The 18295-nt window shown below is 29.4% G+C and carries 18 protein-coding genes; 5 read left to right on the top strand and 13 right to left on the bottom strand.

From position 1 onward, the window contains the following. Positions 1-90: 90 nt before the first annotated feature. Positions 91-708, bottom strand: coding sequence for a HutD family protein (locus Q6H37_RS13350; protein WP_318742398.1), 618 nt, complete (start codon positions 706-708; stop codon positions 91-93). A gap of 128 nt (positions 709-836) precedes the next feature. Next, entirely contained in the window at positions 837-2213 is a 1377-nt protein-coding gene (locus tag Q6H37_RS13345) for a PLP-dependent aminotransferase family protein (RefSeq protein ID WP_318742397.1), read from the bottom strand. A gap of 120 nt (positions 2214-2333) precedes the next feature. On the opposite strand from Q6H37_RS13345, the gene Q6H37_RS13340 reads away from it, so the two are divergent. Genes Q6H37_RS13340 through Q6H37_RS13325 form a run of 4 tightly spaced genes read left to right on the top strand, consistent with a single transcriptional unit; the run spans position 2334 to position 4611 of the window. Next, positions 2334-2789, top strand: coding sequence for a GNAT family N-acetyltransferase (locus Q6H37_RS13340; protein WP_318742396.1), 456 nt, complete (start codon positions 2334-2336; stop codon positions 2787-2789). Positions 2790-2805: 16 nt separating this feature from the next. Next, positions 2806-3345: a nitroreductase family protein gene (locus Q6H37_RS13335; protein ID WP_318742395.1), complete on the top strand. Its 540-nt coding sequence runs from the start codon at positions 2806-2808 to the stop codon at positions 3343-3345. Positions 3346-3373: 28 nt separating this feature from the next. Continuing rightward, the gene (locus Q6H37_RS13330; protein ID WP_318742394.1) at positions 3374-3664 is read left to right on the top strand and encodes a YciI family protein; all 291 of its coding nucleotides are present in this window, start codon (positions 3374-3376) and stop codon (positions 3662-3664) included. Positions 3665-3678: 14 nt separating this feature from the next. Beyond that, positions 3679-4611, top strand: a complete 933-nt coding sequence (locus tag Q6H37_RS13325) for an N-acetyltransferase (RefSeq protein WP_318742393.1) — start codon at positions 3679-3681, stop codon at positions 4609-4611. 3 nt (positions 4612-4614) lie between these two features. Here Q6H37_RS13325 and Q6H37_RS13320 read toward each other — a convergent pair whose 3' ends face one another. Both Q6H37_RS13320 and Q6H37_RS13315 read right to left on the bottom strand, forming a co-directional pair. After that, positions 4615-5505 carry a LysR family transcriptional regulator gene (locus tag Q6H37_RS13320; protein ID WP_318742392.1) on the bottom strand — a complete coding sequence of 297 codons (891 nt, stop codon included), beginning with the start codon at positions 5503-5505 and terminating at the stop codon, positions 4615-4617. A 172-nt stretch (positions 5506-5677) separates the two neighbouring features. Then, the gene (locus tag Q6H37_RS13315) at positions 5678-6148 is read right to left on the bottom strand and encodes a GNAT family N-acetyltransferase (protein ID WP_318742391.1); all 471 of its coding nucleotides are present in this window, start codon (positions 6146-6148) and stop codon (positions 5678-5680) included. Between the two features lie 263 nt (positions 6149-6411). On the opposite strand from Q6H37_RS13315, the gene Q6H37_RS13310 reads away from it, so the two are divergent. Then, positions 6412-6990 carry a DJ-1/PfpI family protein gene (locus Q6H37_RS13310; RefSeq protein WP_318742390.1) on the top strand — a complete coding sequence of 193 codons (579 nt, stop codon included), beginning with the start codon at positions 6412-6414 and terminating at the stop codon, positions 6988-6990. 109 nt (positions 6991-7099) lie between these two features. Here the strand turns inward: Q6H37_RS13310 and Q6H37_RS13305 are convergent, their stop codons facing one another. From Q6H37_RS13305 to leuC, 9 genes are all read right to left on the bottom strand, one after another. After that, positions 7100-8410: a VanW family protein gene (locus tag Q6H37_RS13305; RefSeq protein WP_318742389.1), complete on the bottom strand. Its 1311-nt coding sequence runs from the start codon at positions 8408-8410 to the stop codon at positions 7100-7102. A 118-nt stretch (positions 8411-8528) separates the two neighbouring features. After that, the gene (locus tag Q6H37_RS13300; protein WP_318742388.1) at positions 8529-10361 is read right to left on the bottom strand and encodes a M56 family metallopeptidase; all 1833 of its coding nucleotides are present in this window, start codon (positions 10359-10361) and stop codon (positions 8529-8531) included. 16 nt (positions 10362-10377) lie between these two features. After that, positions 10378-10752, bottom strand: a complete 375-nt coding sequence (locus tag Q6H37_RS13295; RefSeq protein ID WP_412523941.1) for a BlaI/MecI/CopY family transcriptional regulator — start codon at positions 10750-10752, stop codon at positions 10378-10380. Between the two features lie 232 nt (positions 10753-10984). Beyond that, positions 10985-13027: a glycosyltransferase family 39 protein gene (locus Q6H37_RS13290; protein WP_318742386.1), complete on the bottom strand. Its 2043-nt coding sequence runs from the start codon at positions 13025-13027 to the stop codon at positions 10985-10987. A gap of 180 nt (positions 13028-13207) precedes the next feature. Beyond that, positions 13208-13726, bottom strand: coding sequence for an acetolactate synthase small subunit (ilvN, locus tag Q6H37_RS13285; protein WP_318743019.1), 519 nt, complete (start codon positions 13724-13726; stop codon positions 13208-13210). A gap of 14 nt (positions 13727-13740) precedes the next feature. Further along, the gene (gene ilvB / locus Q6H37_RS13280) at positions 13741-15348 is read right to left on the bottom strand and encodes a biosynthetic-type acetolactate synthase large subunit (RefSeq protein WP_318742385.1); all 1608 of its coding nucleotides are present in this window, start codon (positions 15346-15348) and stop codon (positions 13741-13743) included. A gap of 107 nt (positions 15349-15455) precedes the next feature. Further along, complete coding sequence (gene leuB / locus Q6H37_RS13275; protein WP_318742384.1) at positions 15456-16523, bottom strand: 3-isopropylmalate dehydrogenase; 1068 nt, start codon at positions 16521-16523, stop codon at positions 15456-15458. Continuing rightward, complete coding sequence (gene leuD, locus Q6H37_RS13270) at positions 16523-17014, bottom strand: 3-isopropylmalate dehydratase small subunit (RefSeq protein WP_007059933.1); 492 nt, start codon at positions 17012-17014, stop codon at positions 16523-16525. The genes leuB and leuD overlap by 1 nt, the downstream gene beginning before the upstream one ends. Further along, positions 17014-18279: a 3-isopropylmalate dehydratase large subunit gene (gene leuC / locus Q6H37_RS13265; RefSeq protein WP_318742383.1), complete on the bottom strand. Its 1266-nt coding sequence runs from the start codon at positions 18277-18279 to the stop codon at positions 17014-17016. Before leuC ends, leuD begins: the two co-directional genes overlap by 1 nt. Between the last annotated feature and the right edge of the window lie 16 nt (positions 18280-18295).

Raw genomic sequence — 18295 nt, 5'->3', positions numbered from 1 at the left:
ACTTTTAATCACACCTTATTTCATTTTTGTCTTAGTATAATTTATATTACATTTCAATAAAAACATTCCTCAAAAACTCAATTTAATCTTTTAGTAATACACTATAGTTCTAACTATTTCACTATTCTTTTCACCTATACTAGTAAATTTAAGTATATTCTGTAATTCTTCATTGCCTTTTGTTACTGCCAATAAATCACCTTCACTTAAATTAAAATTCTTACCGCTATTTTCATTAATTTCTACTTGTCCACTCACACAATAAAATACTTCTGTTAGCATAGAATAATCTTTACTTTGTAATTTTTCTAGTATTATTTCTTTAATTTCTTCTCTACTAATCTCAATAGCTTCCACTTTTCCACTACAGCCCTCAGCCATCATTAAATTGAAATCTGTTACTTTTCCATAACTCTTGGTATTCCAATCTCCACTAAAGCTGTCCTGATCAAATTTTTTTAATACTATATTATGATGATTTTCATGATTAAGAACAAGTTCTCCTTTTAAAATCATTATTATCCTGGATATCCTCGGTAAATGTGTAAATGTAGATTCCTCTATTTGAACCTTTGCAGAACTCAAACGCCATTTAAAATTTCTTTCACTATATACAGCTTCCTTTGGATAAATTAAAAGCTGAGTTGTTGTCCCTCCTGACCATTCACTGGTTTTATGGTTTTCTTTTTTAATAATTTCATAAATCATTATATTTATCCCCCTATTCATATATACTGCAGACTATGCTGCAAAAAATTTATCCAATAGACACCATTTCTTATGTATAAATCTAAACAATATTTATATCAAATTTAGACTTTATCTCAAATTAAATTTTAAATATTAAAAACATCATTATAAAAACTTTTTTCTTCTTTTATTTTAGATATTTTATCTAAAATAATTGGAATTCCACATTTTATATTTTCTGAATTAGCTCTTGATATACTTATTTTTAGAATATTATCATTGAAATAATCCTTCAAATAATTTTTTTCTACATCTTCTAAATATATATTACTACTGTATCTAAGCTCTTTAATAATATTACTTACATTTACATTCTCTATTAATTCAATACAAGCAAAAAATCCAGTATCAGGTACATGACATTTTAAATAAGGCATATTTGCCTGTGCTAATTCTTTTTTTACTAAATTCATTCTTTCAGAATAAGTTTTTCTAATTTTTTTAACATGTGCTTTAAACATACCACTTTTTATATAAATTTCCAAGGCTCCTTGAGATAATACTGAAGTGCTTAAATCTGCCCACTTCTTATATTCTTTAAACACATTTGTTAAAATTTTAGGCAATACTACTGCTGCAATTCTAAGCCCTGGTAGTAATATTTTTGAAAAACTTTTTAAATATATTACTCTTGAGGAAATATCATCATAATACATAGGGTAAGAATTGCTCTTAATTTCTAAATCAGCAAGGTAATCATCTTCTATTATGTATACATCGTATTTTTCTGCCAGTTTTAAAATTTGTTTTTTTTCTTCACTAGAATAGCTTGTTCCTAATGGATTATGAAATCTTGGTATGGTATAAAAACACTTTATATTACAATTTGCAAACCTTCTTTCAAGTTCATCTAGATTTATACCTTTAAAGCTCCTCTGAATACCAATAATACGATCACTGCTAAATTCTAATGATTTCAATGCACCATTATAGGTAGGTTGTTCTACAAGCACATTATTTTTTCCATTAGGAAAAGGCATGTTAAATAAAATATTTATTGCTTGTTGAGAACCAGAAGTTATAAAAATATTTTCTTCACTGCAAAATATTTGATATTCTTGAAACTCCCTTTTAAGTACACTTACTAAATTGGGAAGTCCTTTAGAATCTGAGTAATCAAAAAGGTTTTGCTTATACATGTCTATTGCTTTGTTTAAACAGTGTTGAAATTCCTCATAAGGCAATATTCCTTTATCTGGAGCTGCTGAAGAAAAGTTTATTATGTCAGTGTACAAATTTCTATTTAATTCATCATTATTTTCTACTAAATAATATCCACTTTGTGGTATTGAATATACTACGTGTTCCTTTTCCAGCTCAGCATAAGCTCTAACTACTGTTGCTTTACTGCAATTAAAATTTTCAGATAACATTCTCACTGTAGGAAGCTTTTGTTTGTATTTCAAATTTTTGTTTTCAACTTCACTTATTATGTAATTTACAATATCATTATATTTGCTCATTTACACACCTCCCTCTGCATTTTGTACCAGTACAATCATTATTTTCATCTATTGTATTATATTTAATTATATTTTACACTTTAATTGTACCACATTAAAGTATTATGGAAGGTGATGTTTATGGATAATTTTGAGTATATTCAAGGTGGAAGTGAACTGTTAGATTTAATACATCCATTATGGAAAAAATTAAATAAACATCATGAAAATAAATCTATTTATTTTAAATACAAATTTAAAAACTTCACATTTAAAACTAGAAAAAATAAATTTATAAGTAGTGATAATATAAAAATAAAAGTAGATTTAGTTAAATATAAAAATTCATATATTGCATACTGCATTAGCACAATAAATAAGGAACTTACTGGAGAAATTGATTCACTTTATGTTGATGAGACATATAGAAATCTAGAAATTGGTGATAAGTTAATGACTAGATCCCTATCTTGGTTAAATAATAATAAGGTAAAAAGAAAAATAATAGGAATATCTGCTGGAAATGAATCTGTGTTTAAATTTTATAAAAAATATGGATTTTTTAAGAGAACTATTACTTTAGAACAAATTTCTTAAATTAGGAGGTACTAACATGCTTAATGAAATAAAAACACGTAGAAGTATAAGAAAATATCTTAATAAACCTATAGAAGATGAAAAAATTATTGAATTACTTGAAAGTGCAAGACTTGCACCTTCTGGCAGTAACACTCAACCTTGGCATTTCATTGTGGTAAAATCTGAATCCATGAGGAAAAAATTAGCTGAAGCATCCCACAATCAAAAATGGATGCTGTCTGCTCCTGTTTTTATTGTATGTGTTGCAGATATAAATTGTAGAATAAAAGAAAGCACACATATGAATTTAAACGAAAATAGCGCTGAAGAAGAAGTTAAACAAATAATCAGGGATACTTCTATTGCTATAGAACATATTGCTCTTCAAGCTACCAATTTAAATTTAGGTACTTGCTGGGTAGCATGGTTTACTCAAGAGGACATTAGGCCAATACTAAATATACCTTCTGATAAATATGTAATCAGTATTCTTACTGTTGGGTATGCATATGAAGAACCTAAACCACGTCCAAGAAAAAAACTTGAAGAAATAGTGCATTATGAAAATTGGTAAAGTCAACATTAAAGGAGGTAATAAATTTATGTACATTTTACTTTTAAAATATATAAAACCTATTGAAGAAGTTGAAAAAGCATTAAATTCTCATATAAATTATTTAGAAAAATATTATTCTCTAAAAAAATTTATATGTTCTGGAAGGCAAAATCCACGAACAGGTGGAGTTATACTATGTAATGCAGAAAGCCTCAGTGAAGTGAATGAAATAATAAAAGAAGACCCTTTTTGCTCACAAAAGATTGCTAATTATGAAATAGTTGAATTTTTACCTACAAAATATGATGAAAGATTTAAATGTTTTATAAGTGAATAAAAGGAGGCTATTTTATGATAAAAAAGATGAATTTTAACCATATTCCTGAAATACAAAGAATAGATAAAATATGTTTTAAAGCTAGTGCTCCAAGAAGAACTGAAGGAATTAAAGCTTATATAGAAAAAAGTAATAGTGCTAGCATTGTATATGAACTTAACAATAAAGTTGTAGGATATAATTTCATACACACTTGGGGGAATTTTGGATGGTTTGGTAGTTTTGGTGTCGATCCTTTATATCGCGGGCAAAGTATTGGTAAAGAATTGCTCAATTATACAATAAAATTTTTAAAAAAAGATGTAAAAGTTCAAAATATTGGTCTGTACACCATGCCTGAATCCAGTTATAATGTGGGATTGTACATGAGTATGGGATTTAAACCACTTAAACTTTCTTTAAACATGAAAAAAGAACTTGATGATTGTTGTAATCATTCTTACTTTCCTAAATATGAAATAACAAATATAGATGTTTCTAATGAATCAAATTATTTAAAACTGAAAGAAGCTATAAAAGCTCTTTCCAATAAAATATCAAATGGTTTGGATTTATCTTCTCAGCTTTACTTAATAAAATATAAGGATTTTGGAACTGCTTTTGTATTAAAACAAAACGATGAAATTAAAGGCTTTGCTTTGTGTCACCGTAAAAGCATAAGGGAAAATACCACTGATTGTTTAGAGATAATCCTTCTTTCCATAAGTTCTGATGTTAACTATAAAGATGCTTTAGATTCCCTACTATATCACTGTATGAAATATGCAAAAAGTATAAATTACAAAAGCATATCAATAGATTGTACTACTTACAACTATGATATCTGTACTTATTTGCTTCATAATCATAAATTTAAAATAGAGCAGCCTAGACTTATTTTAATTATGGGAAATGAAAACTACATTAGTGATTTCAATGGTATCATTCTGTGCAGATGGGCTGGATAAAAATCACCAATTACAACAGTGGTTTAAGGTAATTTCTATTAGTTTACTCATTGGTTGAGATATTTTTTTATCTTTATGATAAATAAGTTGGGTATGGAAATCATTAGATGACTTAGAAAGTTCCACTCCTTTAAGATTTCCTTGCTCAATTTCACTTTCAACAGTATAAAATGGCAAGAATGATATTCCAAGACCATTCATGACACACTTCTTTGTAGCTTCTATGCTTGAAAATTCTAATGGATTTGCATATTTAATTTTCTTTTGTTTTAAATAATTTTCAAAAAATATTCTAAAGCTGCATCCCTTTTCACTGAATATAATAGGCTCTTTTGATCTATTATTTTTAGCATTTGGATATAAAAAATTTAAATCTACTTCTGGTGCTGAAATAAACATCATCTTCTCATCTTTTAAATTTCTAATCACTAAATCCTCATCTTTAATTTGCTGTTCAATAGTAAAAATAACATCTAGTTCACCATTGTGCAGCCTTTTTCTTAAATCACTACAAATTGAATTTTTTAAAATAATATTTACTTTAGGAAAAGTTCTTCTATATTCCTTTAAAATTTCTCCTAATCTATATATAGATAGAGACTCCCCAGCTCCTATAACTAAATTACCAGATATACAATTACTGCTTTCTGTTATATTCTTAATTTCCTTATAAAACTCTAACATTTCTCTTACTTTAGGAACTAATCTTCTCCCTACATCAGTTAAAACAATTTTCTTACCCAAACGATCAAATAGTACTATACCCAGTTCACTTTCTAATATTTGAATATGAGATGTTATAGTAGATTGGGCATATCCCAAATGCTCAGCTGCTTTTGTAAAACCACCTAATTCAGCAATAGTTATAAAGGTCTGTAATTGACGTATTTCCATTATTTTTTAGTGAAAAATGTATTTTTATTATACAAACTCACTAAATGGTCACTTCCTTCCTATAAATTTTATTTTTTATATAGTTAATCATAGTATGTATATTCTATAACTATCGTTGTAAATATATCATATTAACAATTCTTATTACAATTTATAAATCTAATATCATCAACTAATAAGTAAATTCCATTTTAACAAATTCTCCATAACCAATAGGTGTATCTTTTTTATAAGTATCTACTACTCTAAATCCTGCCCTTTTATAACATTTAATCGCTCTTTCATTAAAAGACCGAACTTCTAAAACAATTTTCTTACCTGGATATAATTTACTACACTGTCGTTTAACTATTTGCATTAAATCATTTCCTAATCCTTGTCCACATACACATGGTTTTAGTCCAACTCCAATAAGAATATATGTACCTTTATTTACTAATCTTATATACCCATATAAAATATTTTGATCATCAATTATAGCATTAAATTCATTTATTCTCTTTTTCTCTATTGTAATAGCCCATTTTTCATCAGATATCCTACTCCACTCTGGATAATTATATATAGAATATTCATCATTATATTTCCAATTACAAATTTCTTTTGCACACACTTCTGTAAGATTTGTAACTTTCAACTTCATTACCTTCACCTCAAACTAACATATTTTACAACGTACCTGCTATTTCTCTATTACTATATAAGTAATTTTTTACTAATCACAATGGTATTTTCTTATTTCTTTTGCTCACATGGTATACTTTTCTAATATCATATTATCATATATTTAGATTATTTACTTCGATTATTTCAATTTTACTGATAATACACTTCAATGTTATACTCTAACCATGTTAGATCATGATCTTCACATAGCATAATAAATTATTAAGGAGATGTTTTACAATGAAAAAAATATTGTTACTTTTAGCCAACGGATTTGAAGCAGTAGAAGCTAGCGTTTTTACAGATGTGCTTGGATGGAATAAACTTGAAGGTGATGGCACTACAACTTTAGTAACTGCAGGAATGAGAGAAAAATTAAAATGTACCTGGAACTTCACAGTAATTCCTGAAATGCTATTAAGCGAAGTAAATGTAGAGGAGTTTGATGCTCTTGCTATTCCAGGTGGATTTGAAGAAGCTGGCTTTTATGAAGATGCTTTTAGTGAAGATTTTCTAAATTTAATAAGAGAATTTGACAAGGCAGGTAAAATAATAGCCTCCATTTGTGTTGCTGCACTACCTATTGGAAAAAGTGGAGTTTTAAATGGTAGGAATGCCACAACCTATAATTTAGGTAAAAGGCAAAAGCAATTATCTAAATTTGGGGTAAATGTTATTCCTGATAAGCCAATTGTTATAGATAAAAACATAATAACTTCCTATAACCCTTCCACTGCTTTTAATGTAGCTTTTAAGCTTTTAGAATTACTTACCTCCAAGAAAAATTGTACTAATGTAAAAAGCTTAATGGGATTTTAATAAATTTTTAAAAGAATATTCTAATCTTCTAGATAAAAACTAGGGACTTTTGAAAGACAAAATTTCAACAAAAAATCTTTCAAAGTCCCTATATAATTATCACAAAATTTTATTTTACATAATCATCACTATTTATTTCTTGTCTGGAAACCTCTTTTCCATCCACATAAGTAACTTTATATGCCTTTGCTGTGCATATGGTTTTATTACCTTTATTTACTGTTTTAACATTGTTTACAAGATCATAAGTCTTATCATTTGATTTTGAATTAGAGTAAATATTAAAGGTTATATCTTTATCCTTTACTACACATTCTATATATATGGGATAATCCAATGTATTTTTAAACTTATAATCTATATTGCCATAATCCACAGTCGCATCCATTCCAAGGCCTACATAACTAACAGGCATATTGTGATGGTCTCTTTCTGTTGGTGTTATACCTGCTCTTACTATAGCGTTATGAAGGGTACTTGATACTTGGCATACTCCTCCACCTAAACCAGATTCTAATTTGTCACCTACAATAACAGTTGCAGCTTGATATCCTCTTTTTTCTGTTCTTTCTCCTACTATATCATTAAAACTAAATTTACCCTTTGGCATTATGGTAGTTCCATCTAAAGCCTTTGCAGCTACATTAATATTATTAACTCTATTATCTGATGAAGAAGAAAAGTTTGTGGTAAAGCTAGATATTTTAGTATCGATTTTTTGTAAATCTGATTTTTTTGCAGAAGGTTGTACTTTTTTCAATGAAGCATTAACCACTACATCCTTAATGGCCTTGTTGCTAATTCCTTCATCAATATCCTTAATGAGCTTGTCTTTATCTAACTCTTGCCCATCTTTTTCTGCAGTAATCTTAAATTCATCATCTTTATCCTTAGTTATCTTAGCATCTACTGGTTTTTTATCAAATTGCTGTTGAATTTTAGATACAGTATCTTCAATTTCCTTTTTATCATAATTATACTTTAAGCTAAACTGCTTTTCCTTAGCACTTCTTATAATTTTATATTTATCATTAGTATTACCTTTGTCTTTTCCATATTTAAAGGCATCTTTTACAGTATCCTCTATATTATAATTTATGTTTAGCTTTGAATAGTTTATTGTATATACTTTATCTTCAATTTTAATCACTATATTTTTCTTAAATATTTCATTTACATAGTTACGCTTTAATGCAGCTACAGCTTCTTCATTAGTCTTTCCACTTAACTTTATACCTTCTACTTTAACCCCTGGATATATAAGCTTATCATACTTATTAACCCAAAAATGTATCCATGATATACGTATAATATAAATTAATACAGCAAGTATACACAAGGACCTTGCCATTTTCTTCTTATTTATCTTCAATTTTGGCTTTTTAGCACTTTTACCGTTATTGTCCATACTTTCTACCATCTATTACTACAATTCCTCCTACAAATTAAAAATCAATTGAGATGGAATTTTACTGAAAATTATAGGTAAAATTCCATCAAATTATATTAATTTCATTAATATACATTATATTATACTACTATTGGACAACTTTTTCTTTAAGTTTATTGAATTCTTTTGTTGAAGGATATCCTTTATTTAAACTTAAGCCCTTTTCTATTGATTGTAGTGCAGCTTTTTTATCCTTGGCCTTTATTTGCGCATCTGCTAAATAATACCAATAAAATCTTGCTTCAGGCATTGTTTTTACCTTTTGTTCATAGTAAGGTACAACTGATTGTTTGAAATAATTATCATAAGAATCTTGTGCTGGAACAAAAGCTTTTCCATCCCATTTCAAAACATCTACTTTATAAGCCTCTCCAGTATCATGCATCCATGTAGATATAGCTTTTGAATTTTTTCCTGGAATACTTAGTATATCTAACTTAGAATATTGCACATCTTCATTTGAAATTTTATTTAACAAATTATCTTTCAATTTGTATACAGAAAGCTGTGCTAAAGTTCCTCCAAGTCTCTTACTAATAAGCACTTCATCTTTGCCATCTCCATCTATATCTGCAGTTATAACTGATTCTATTTTATATCCTTCAATGGGCTCATCTAAAATTTTAGTCCAGCTTTTTCCTACCTTCTTCAAAGCTATTATATTTATTTTTTCATTTTCTCCATCTAATTTGTAGGCACTTATAATCTCACTTCTGCCATCATTATCTAAATCTTTTACAAAAACATTATCAACTTCTTTTGTAGTTTCTGTAATTGCTATGTGTGAATTTTTAGGCAAAAATTCTTTAACTATATTAACATAATTTTCTTTGTTTTCTTTCGCCTGCAATAAATTTTCTTCATTTTTCAAGGTAGTTGCCTTAGTAGGTGAATTAGTTATACCAACCATACCCAAAGCTACCAAAATGCAAATTGGTATTGCTGTCCATTTATATGATGTTCTTTTAAAATTTTTTATCATAATTATCCTCCTCTTTATATTTGATTCACTATTTATTATTCCTGTGGTTCCAGGAATCCATTTATTACGAGAAACAAAGCTTGCTAAACTTATAATTGTTTTTCCATATTGTTTTTGTTCTTCATTTTCTAAATGAGATAGTACATAAGCGTCACAAGCTAACTCACAATCTTCCCACATTTTATGAAAAGAAAACCATATTATAGGATTAAACCAATTAACTACACCGCAAAATATCATTACCCAACTTGTAAATACATCTTTTCTTCTAAAATGTGAAAGTTCATGTAGAAAAATAAATTTTTTTTCTTCAAAAGAAAGTTTGTTTATTAAATCTGGGTTAATTAAAACTTTAGGTTTAATCAATCCAAAAAGTGCTGGTGTACCTACATATCTATCATAAACAATTGGTATAAATTTAGAAATCTTCATAATAGATTTGCATTTTTCGAATACTTTCATTGTATTTGGCTCTTTACAAATAGGTTGTTTATTTACTTTTACAAAAAGTAATCCATTTATGAAGAATATGACAATTGATGCTAAAACAACTCCTATAATCCATACTATACTTGCTATATTAAAGTAGTATTTAAAATCCTTATCCTTTGTTTCTTTCAAATCACTTTTTGTTTCCGTTTTAGCTTTTGAAACTTTGTTGCTATTTTGGGTATTATATTCCTGATCATTGCTATTTTTTAGTAAACTTTGAGATATTTCAACCCTTTCAGTTACCACAACCATATTAAATTTACTTAGTGGAGTTTCAAATCCACTAGGTACAATCAACCTTATGATAAGTAAAAACCAGATGTAATACTGCCATGTAACGTTGATCTTTGTTTTAAATAGCTTTTTTACAATTAAAATTATAATTGCAATTACACTAGCTGTAGCTGATGATAAAGCCACCATTTTAAATACAGAAGAAAGCTCCATAAAAAATCACCTCCTTCTATTTCTTTTTTTCATCTAATATTTTTTTCAATTCTTCTATCTCTTCTCCTGACAATTTTTCATCCTTTAAAAAATTAGAAATTAATAAGTGTATTGAACCATCATAAACTTTTTTAATAAAAGACTTCGTTTCCACTCTCTTACATTCCTCTTCAGATATCTTAGGAGAATATAAATAGAAAGGTTCAATCTTTTTTACTTCAATGGCATTTTTATTTACCAACCTGCTAATAAGAGTATGAATGGTCTTAGGGCTCCATGAAATGTACTCTTTTAAAGTTTCAATTATTTCACTGGAAGTAATTGGAGACCTCTTCCATAAAACTTTCATCACCTCCCATTCTGAATCTGATATTTTAGGCATTTCCTTCAACATTTTCCCCTCCTTTCCGTACTACAAATGTAGTCTTTATTTTATAATTTCATACTACACTTGTAGTCTCTACTTGTCAATACATTCTATTAAATTATTTTTGTTTCTTTTTATTAAATGAATTCCAAATTTTAAACTACAGTTTTTAAAATAATTTATTGAACATTAAAGGGATTGAAAGTAAATTGGTTCTCATGCCAATTTACCTTCAATCCCTTCTACAATAATGATTTTAATTTTTATTCAAATCATATAATTCAATTGAATTTCTTTGTTCCTTCATATTAGATTTACCATTACTTTTTTGATTTTTTGAAGAAACATTATTTTGCCATTGAGTATTTGGAACAAGTTTTCCATTTTTCTTAACCCAATTCATTATATCACTATTGGAACCATTCCTTGAAGCACCAGCTTTACCATCAGTTCCATTTACAATAGCATATCTTATTTCTCCATTTTTAACTATTTTTTTAAATTGATCCAAAGTTATTATTTTATCTGATCCACTAAATCCACCTATGGTCATTACGGGTTCTCCAGTTTTCAGTATTATATCCGAAGCATAATTCATAGCACTAGGTACTGCCACTAAATACTTTTCATTTCCTTTATTATTTTCTAAGAATTCTATTAGCTTTGAATTAGTACTTGAACTAAAATTTCCAATCTGCTTATTACGTGAAAGTTCTAATCCTGCTGAAGGGCTGCTTCCATTCATCTTATAGAACATTGGTGTAAATGACCAAACTGTTGGTGCTACTAAAATACCTATAAAAGCTATAACAACTACTGCTTTATTCAATACCAAATTCTTATTTCTAATTATTTGAAGTAATGCTAAAATTAATGAACTTAGAATACACAAAACTCCTACTACTATAATTATTATCTTATAACTTGTTGTCTTATAGTTATAACTTAATAATCTTATTTGAATAACACCATTTATCATAAGTGAAATTGGTAAAAGCCATGCTGCTTTGCTGCCTTCTTTATACAATTTCCACATAGACCAAAGTCCAATTCCAGTTAAAGCAGCAATTGATGGTGCCATGGTAGTTAAATAGTATGTGTGGAAAGATCCTTTTGTGAAACTAAAATATATAAATTCAGGAATTAACCATGTTGCCCATAATATTAATGATAATTTTCTTTTGTGATCAAAAGGTGCTTTCAAATTTTCCTTTATTGCTGATGCTAAAAAACCAAACAATGCAAAAGGCAATAACCATGATATTTGATCGGACATATTATTATAGGAAAATAATCTCGCAATACTGGCTTTTGAAGTATTTCCCATGCCGCCAAAGTTTGCATTGTTTTCTGGAATATCTCTATTTTTTAAATTAGCATTATCTCTAAAATTATTATTGCTTTCCATCCTTGAAAAATTTTCTGGTAATTTTTTCGATTTGTTAGATGCTTTCTCTGATGTATTTTTATTTTTTGAACTAACTAAATTTCCTATTTTCAAACTTTTTCCTAATCCAATTCTCTCTAAACCATTATGTCCAATTATCAGCTCCATAACTGAATTATTAGTACTGCTGCCTACAAAGGGTCTATTTGCTGCAGGTGTTAAGTCCACTGCCAAAGCCCAGGAAAATGATACTGCCAAAAGCACTATACTTCCTAAAATAAGATGCTGTATTCTCTTTTTTAGAGATAATTTAGAAGAAAAAAGATATGTTATATATATAGCTGGTGCTGCCATATAAGCTTCCACCATTTTGATGTTAAAGCCTATACCTACAAATACTAAACTCAATATAAGATAGCTAAATTTACCCTCTTCAGCTGCTTTTGAAATAGCTAAACAAGCAGCTAATAAAGCTAAAACTAATAAATTATCTATAGTATTATTTCTACTTGCAGCTACAAATATAGGAGTTACTGTAAGGCTTAGTGCCGCAATCAATGCTGGTATACTTCCAAAAGTTCTTTTAACTAAATAGTACATAAGCCAAACTGAAATTATTCCAGCAATAGCCTGAGGTAAAATTATACTCCATCCACTAAACCCAAATATTTTTGCAGATATGGTCTGTATCCAAAAACCTAAAGGTGGTTTGTCTATAGTTACAAAACCAGATGGGTCAAAAGACACAAAAAAGAAATTTTTTAAGTTCATCAGCATGCTTTTTACACCAGCAGCATAATAGGTATTAGCATAGCCTTCTATACCTATATTTGTAAAGTTTAACACTGCTGAAAAAATTAATATAATTGATATAGCTAAGTTTTCCTTAGTAATTTTTAATTTTTTATTCAAAATTCATTACCTCCTCAATCAAACTGTTGTAATTTCAATTTTCCTTAAGTCTATTAAAATTCAATAACTTATAGATATGTACACATTTTTACATTTTTTTGTGTCAGTTTAATATCAGATTGGTTACAATTTTGTTAACTCTTTTCTTCAAAATTAAAAGGATTGAATGTAAATTTGCTCTTATGCAAATTTACACTCAATCCCTTCTATATCTATGGATTTAAATCCTCTTTCAAGAGCAGTTACACCTGTTCTCACAATTTCCTTAATGCCATAAGGTTTCATTAGATTAATAAAAGCTGATATTTTTCCTTCATCCCCAGTTATTTCAATAGTCATGCTTTTATTATTCAAGTCTACAATATTAGCTCTAAATATATTAACTGTTTCCGTAATAGAAGATTTAGTATTCATATCCACCGTTACTTTTACTAAAGCAAGCTCTCTATAAACAGATTTATTTGTATCCAATTCTACTACTTTTATAACTTCCACAAGTTTATTTAATTGCTTGTTAATTTGCTCTAACATATATTCATCACCTATAATAACTATGGTCATACGGGATATTTCAGGATCTTCTGTAACTCCTACAGTTAAACTGTGAATATTATAGCCTCTTCTGCTGAATAATCCTGAAATTTTGCTTAAAACCCCTGAATGATTTTCTACCAGTACTGATAATACATACTTATTTATAATAATCGCCCCCTTTAAAAAGTGCTTTCCAATGGATCAACTTCACATTCTATAACAAAAGTCCTATTAGATTTCATAGCCTCTTTAAGAGCTTTTTCAAAAGCTTCATTAGAATCAACTTTTCTTCCTGCAAAACCATAAGCTTCAGCTATTTTAATAAAATCTGGATTACAGCTTAAGGCAACTCCATAATTTCCTTCATAAATTCTATTTTGTATTTCCCTAACCATTCCAAGTCCTGAATTGTTAAACAATATTATTATTAAATTCACATTGTTTTGAGCTGCAGTCCCAAGCTCAAATAAACTCATTTGGAATGATCCATCTCCCATAACAGCAACTACTCTTCTATCAGGCTCCGCTATTTTTGCACCTACTGCTGCTGGAAGAGAATATCCCATAGTTCCAAGTCCTCCAGAAGTTAAAAATCTTCTTTCACCTTTTACAGTAAAATTTCTAGCGCACCAAATTTGATTTTGACCTACATCTGCTGTAATAATTGCATCATCTTCTATAATTTCTGATAAAATCTTTAAACAGCATTTAGGATTAACCTTATTTTCAAAGTTACCAATATTTTTTTCTTTTTGCCAGCTTCTTATCTCATCAATCCACTGCTCTGTGTTCAAAGGTTCTATACCTTTAATTAATTCTTCTAATATATTTTTGCAATCTCCAACCACAGGAATATTAGTTCCTAAATTTTTTCCTATTTCTGCTGGATCAATATCAATATGAATAATTTCTGCATCTTTTCCAAAATATTTAGATCCTGCTGTAGCTCTGTCTGCAATTCTAGTACCAATAAGTATTAAAACATCAGCTTCAGATACTGCTTTATTTGCATAACTAAATCCATGAGATCCAATAAGCCCTATATAATAAGGATTGTCTCCCTGCACACAATCTTTGCCCATTAGAGTATGTACAATTGGAATCTTAGATTTTTTAACAAATTCCATTAATTCTTTTTCTGCTTTAGCACATCCAATACCGCCCCCAGTACAGATGAGAGGTTTTTTACTACTTTTAATCTTATCTAAAGCTCTTTTTATTTGCCCCTTATGCCCAATAACTGTAGGTTTGTAACCTCTAATGTTTACTTCTTCTGGATATTCAAAATCTATATCCTGTTCTTGAATATCTGATGGTATATCAATTAATACAGGTCCTGGTCTTCCCGTTCCTGCTATATAAAAAGCTTCCTTTATAATACGTGGAATATCCTCAGCACTTTTTACTAAATAATTATGCTTTGTGAAAGATTCCACTGCCCCAGTAATATCCGCTTCCTGAAAAACATCTTTTCCAATTAAATTGGATTTAACCTGCCCCGTAATAATAACCATTGGTATAGAATCCATATAAGCTGTAGCAACTGAAGTTATAACATTAGTAGCACCGGGACCAGAAGTTACAATGCAAACTCCTGTAGTTCCTGTAGCTCTTGCAAATCCACTGGCACTATGTCCTGCTGCTTGTTCATGTCTAACTAATATATGTTCAATTTCCGATTCTCTTAAAGCTTCATACAAAGCTACCACTGTAGCACCTGGATACCCAAATACAGTTTTTACATTTTCTTTTATTAAACATTGAATAATAGCTTCTGCAGCTTTCATTAGTTTACCCCCTTATTTATTCATTTACTATCACTTAAGGTATAAGGAAAATTCCCCAAATTATATATGAAAAGCCCCCTTTTCATTTATCCCATTTCATACCCGCTCTATTGAATTTCTTGTGTTATAAGTTCTCCCATCTTTTCTGTTCCTACTGATATTTTTCCCTGTTCCATAATATCTGATGTACGATAGCCTTTATCTAAAACCTTTGAAACTGTATTTTCTATATCTACTGCTGCTTCCTCCATGTTAAAGCTGTATCTAAGCATCATAGCAATACTCATAATAGTTCCAATAGGATTAGCTTTGTCGCATCCTGCAATATCTGGAGCTGATCCATGAATAGGTTCATACATACCAACTTTTCCTTCTCCCAAACTTGCAGAAGGAAGCATTCCCAAGGATCCTGTAAGCATAGATGCTTCATCACTTAAAATGTCCCCAAACATATTTTCAGTGACTATAGTATCAAATTGCTTAGGATCACGAATAAGCTGCATAGCTGCGTTATCCACATACATATAATTTAACTCTACATCTTTATAATCCTCTGATATTTTATTTGTAACTTCTCTCCAAAGCCTTGAACTTTCAAGTACATTGGCTTTATCTATTAATGTAAGCTTTTTGTTTCTTTTTCTTGCAACCTGAAAGGCCATTTTTACAATTCTCTCTATTTCAGGAGTAGAATAAACAATAGTGTCCCAAGCTTTTTGTCCTTCTTTTATATCTACTCTCTTTTTTTCTCCAAAATAAGCACCACCAATTAGTTCTCTAACAATCATAATATTTAAACCATTGCCCAATACTTCTTCTTTCAAATTTGAAGCAGATTTAAGCTGAGGAAATAAAATAGCTGGTCTTAAATTAGCAAACACTCCTAAAGTCTTTCTTATACCTAAAAGACCTGCTTCAGGTCTTAAATTTCCTGGAAGTTTATCCCACTTAGGTCCACCCACAGCACCTAATAGCACTGCATCACTATTTTTACAAATTTCTATAGTTTCATCTGGCAGTGGAGATCCTGTTTCATCTATAGCAGCTCCACCTATTAATGCTTCTTTAATTTCGAAATCACATTTATATTTATTTGAAATTGCCTTTATTACCTTTATTCCTTGTTTAATTATCTCTTTACCTATTCCGTCTCCTGGCATTACTGCTATTTTCATTATTCATTCACCTCTTGCTTAATATAATTTATAAGTCCATCTGCATCTACAATCTTCTGCATAAATTCTGGAAAAGGCACTGCAGTATAAGTCTTATTCTTAGTAATATTAGTTATTATTCCTGTAGAAACATCTATAGATACTTCATCATTTTCTTCAATATCTTTTGCTGCTTCAGTACATTCCATTATAGGAAGTCCTATATTTATTGAATTTCTAAAAAATATTCTTGCGAAAGTTTCTGCTATAATACATCCTATGCCTGATGCTTTAATAGCAATAGGTGCATGTTCTCTTGAAGAACCACATCCAAAATTCTTTCCTGCTATCATAATGTCTCCAGCTGATATTTTATTTTTAAAATCCTTATCTAAATCTTCCATACAATGAGCTGCTAGTTCTTTTGGATCACTTGTACTTAAATATCTTGCTGGTATAATAACATCTGTATCTACGTTATTTCCATATTTAATTGCTTTGCCCTTAATCATTATTTTGCTACCTCCTCTGGAGATGAAATTTTTCCTGTAATTGCTGATGCTGCCGCTACTGCTGGACTTGCTAAATATACTTCACTTTCTGGATGTCCCATTCTTCCTACAAAATTTCTATTAGTAGTTGCAATAGCTCTTTCTCCTTTGGCTAAAATACCCATATGTCCTCCAAGACAAGGTCCACAAGTAGGTGTACTAACCACTGCTCCAGCTTCTATAAAAATTTCTAAAAGTCCTTCTCTTAAAGCTTCAAGATAAATCTTCTGAGTTGCAGGGAATATAATTGCTCTTACTCTTTTATTAACTTTGTTTCCTTTAAAGACCTTAGCTGCTGCTCTTAAATCTTCTATTCTTCCATTAGTACAAGAACCTATAACTACTTGATCTATAAAAACCTCTCCAACTTCATCAATAGTTCTTGTATTTTCAGGTAAATGTGGAAATGCAACTGTAGGTCTAATGGATGACAAATCTATTTCTATAACTCTGCTGTACTCTGCATCTTCATCTGCAGTATAAACAGTATATTCTCTATTTGAATGCTCTTTTACATATTCTATAGTTTTATCATCTACTTCAAAAATTCCATTTTTAGCACCTGCTTCAATAGCCATGTTAGCCATAGTAAAACGATCATCCATAGATAAATTTTTTAAACCTTCTCCTGTAAACTCCATAGATTTATAAAGGGCACCGTCTACTCCTATCATTCCTATAATATGAAGAATAACATCTTTTCCACTTACCCAAGGTGCCATTTTTCCCTTTAATACAAACTTTATAGCTTCTGGAACCTTGAACCAAGCTTCTCCTGTAGCCATACCTGCTCCCATATCAGTACTTCCAATACCTGTAGAAAATGCACCTAAAGCACCATAAGTACAAGTATGAGAATCTGCACCAATTATTACATCTCCACAAACAGCTAAACCTTTTTCAGGAATAAGTGCATGTTCTATTCCCATTTGTCCAACTTCAAAATAATTTTCAATTTCCATTTTACACGCAAATTCCCTTGTGCACTTACACTGTTCAGCAGATTTTATATCCTTATTAGGTGTAAAATGATCTGGAACAATAGCTATCTTTTTCTTGTCAAACACCTTTTTTACTCCTATTTTGTCAAATTCCTTAATAGCCACAGGAGTGGTTATATCATTACCTAGTACCAAATCCAATTTTACCTTTATCAATTGTCCGGGTTTTACACTTTCAAGTCCTGCATGAGCAGCTAAAATTTTCTGTGTCATAGTCATCGCCATATTATTTGCCCCCTAT

The organism is Clostridium sp. JS66 (genome assembly GCF_033561535.1).
Lineage (GTDB): Bacteria > Bacillota > Clostridia > Clostridiales > Clostridiaceae > Clostridium_AM > Clostridium_AM carboxidivorans.
Note: the sequence above shows the minus strand (reverse complement) of the source record. Positions and strands in the feature narration are given on the sequence as shown.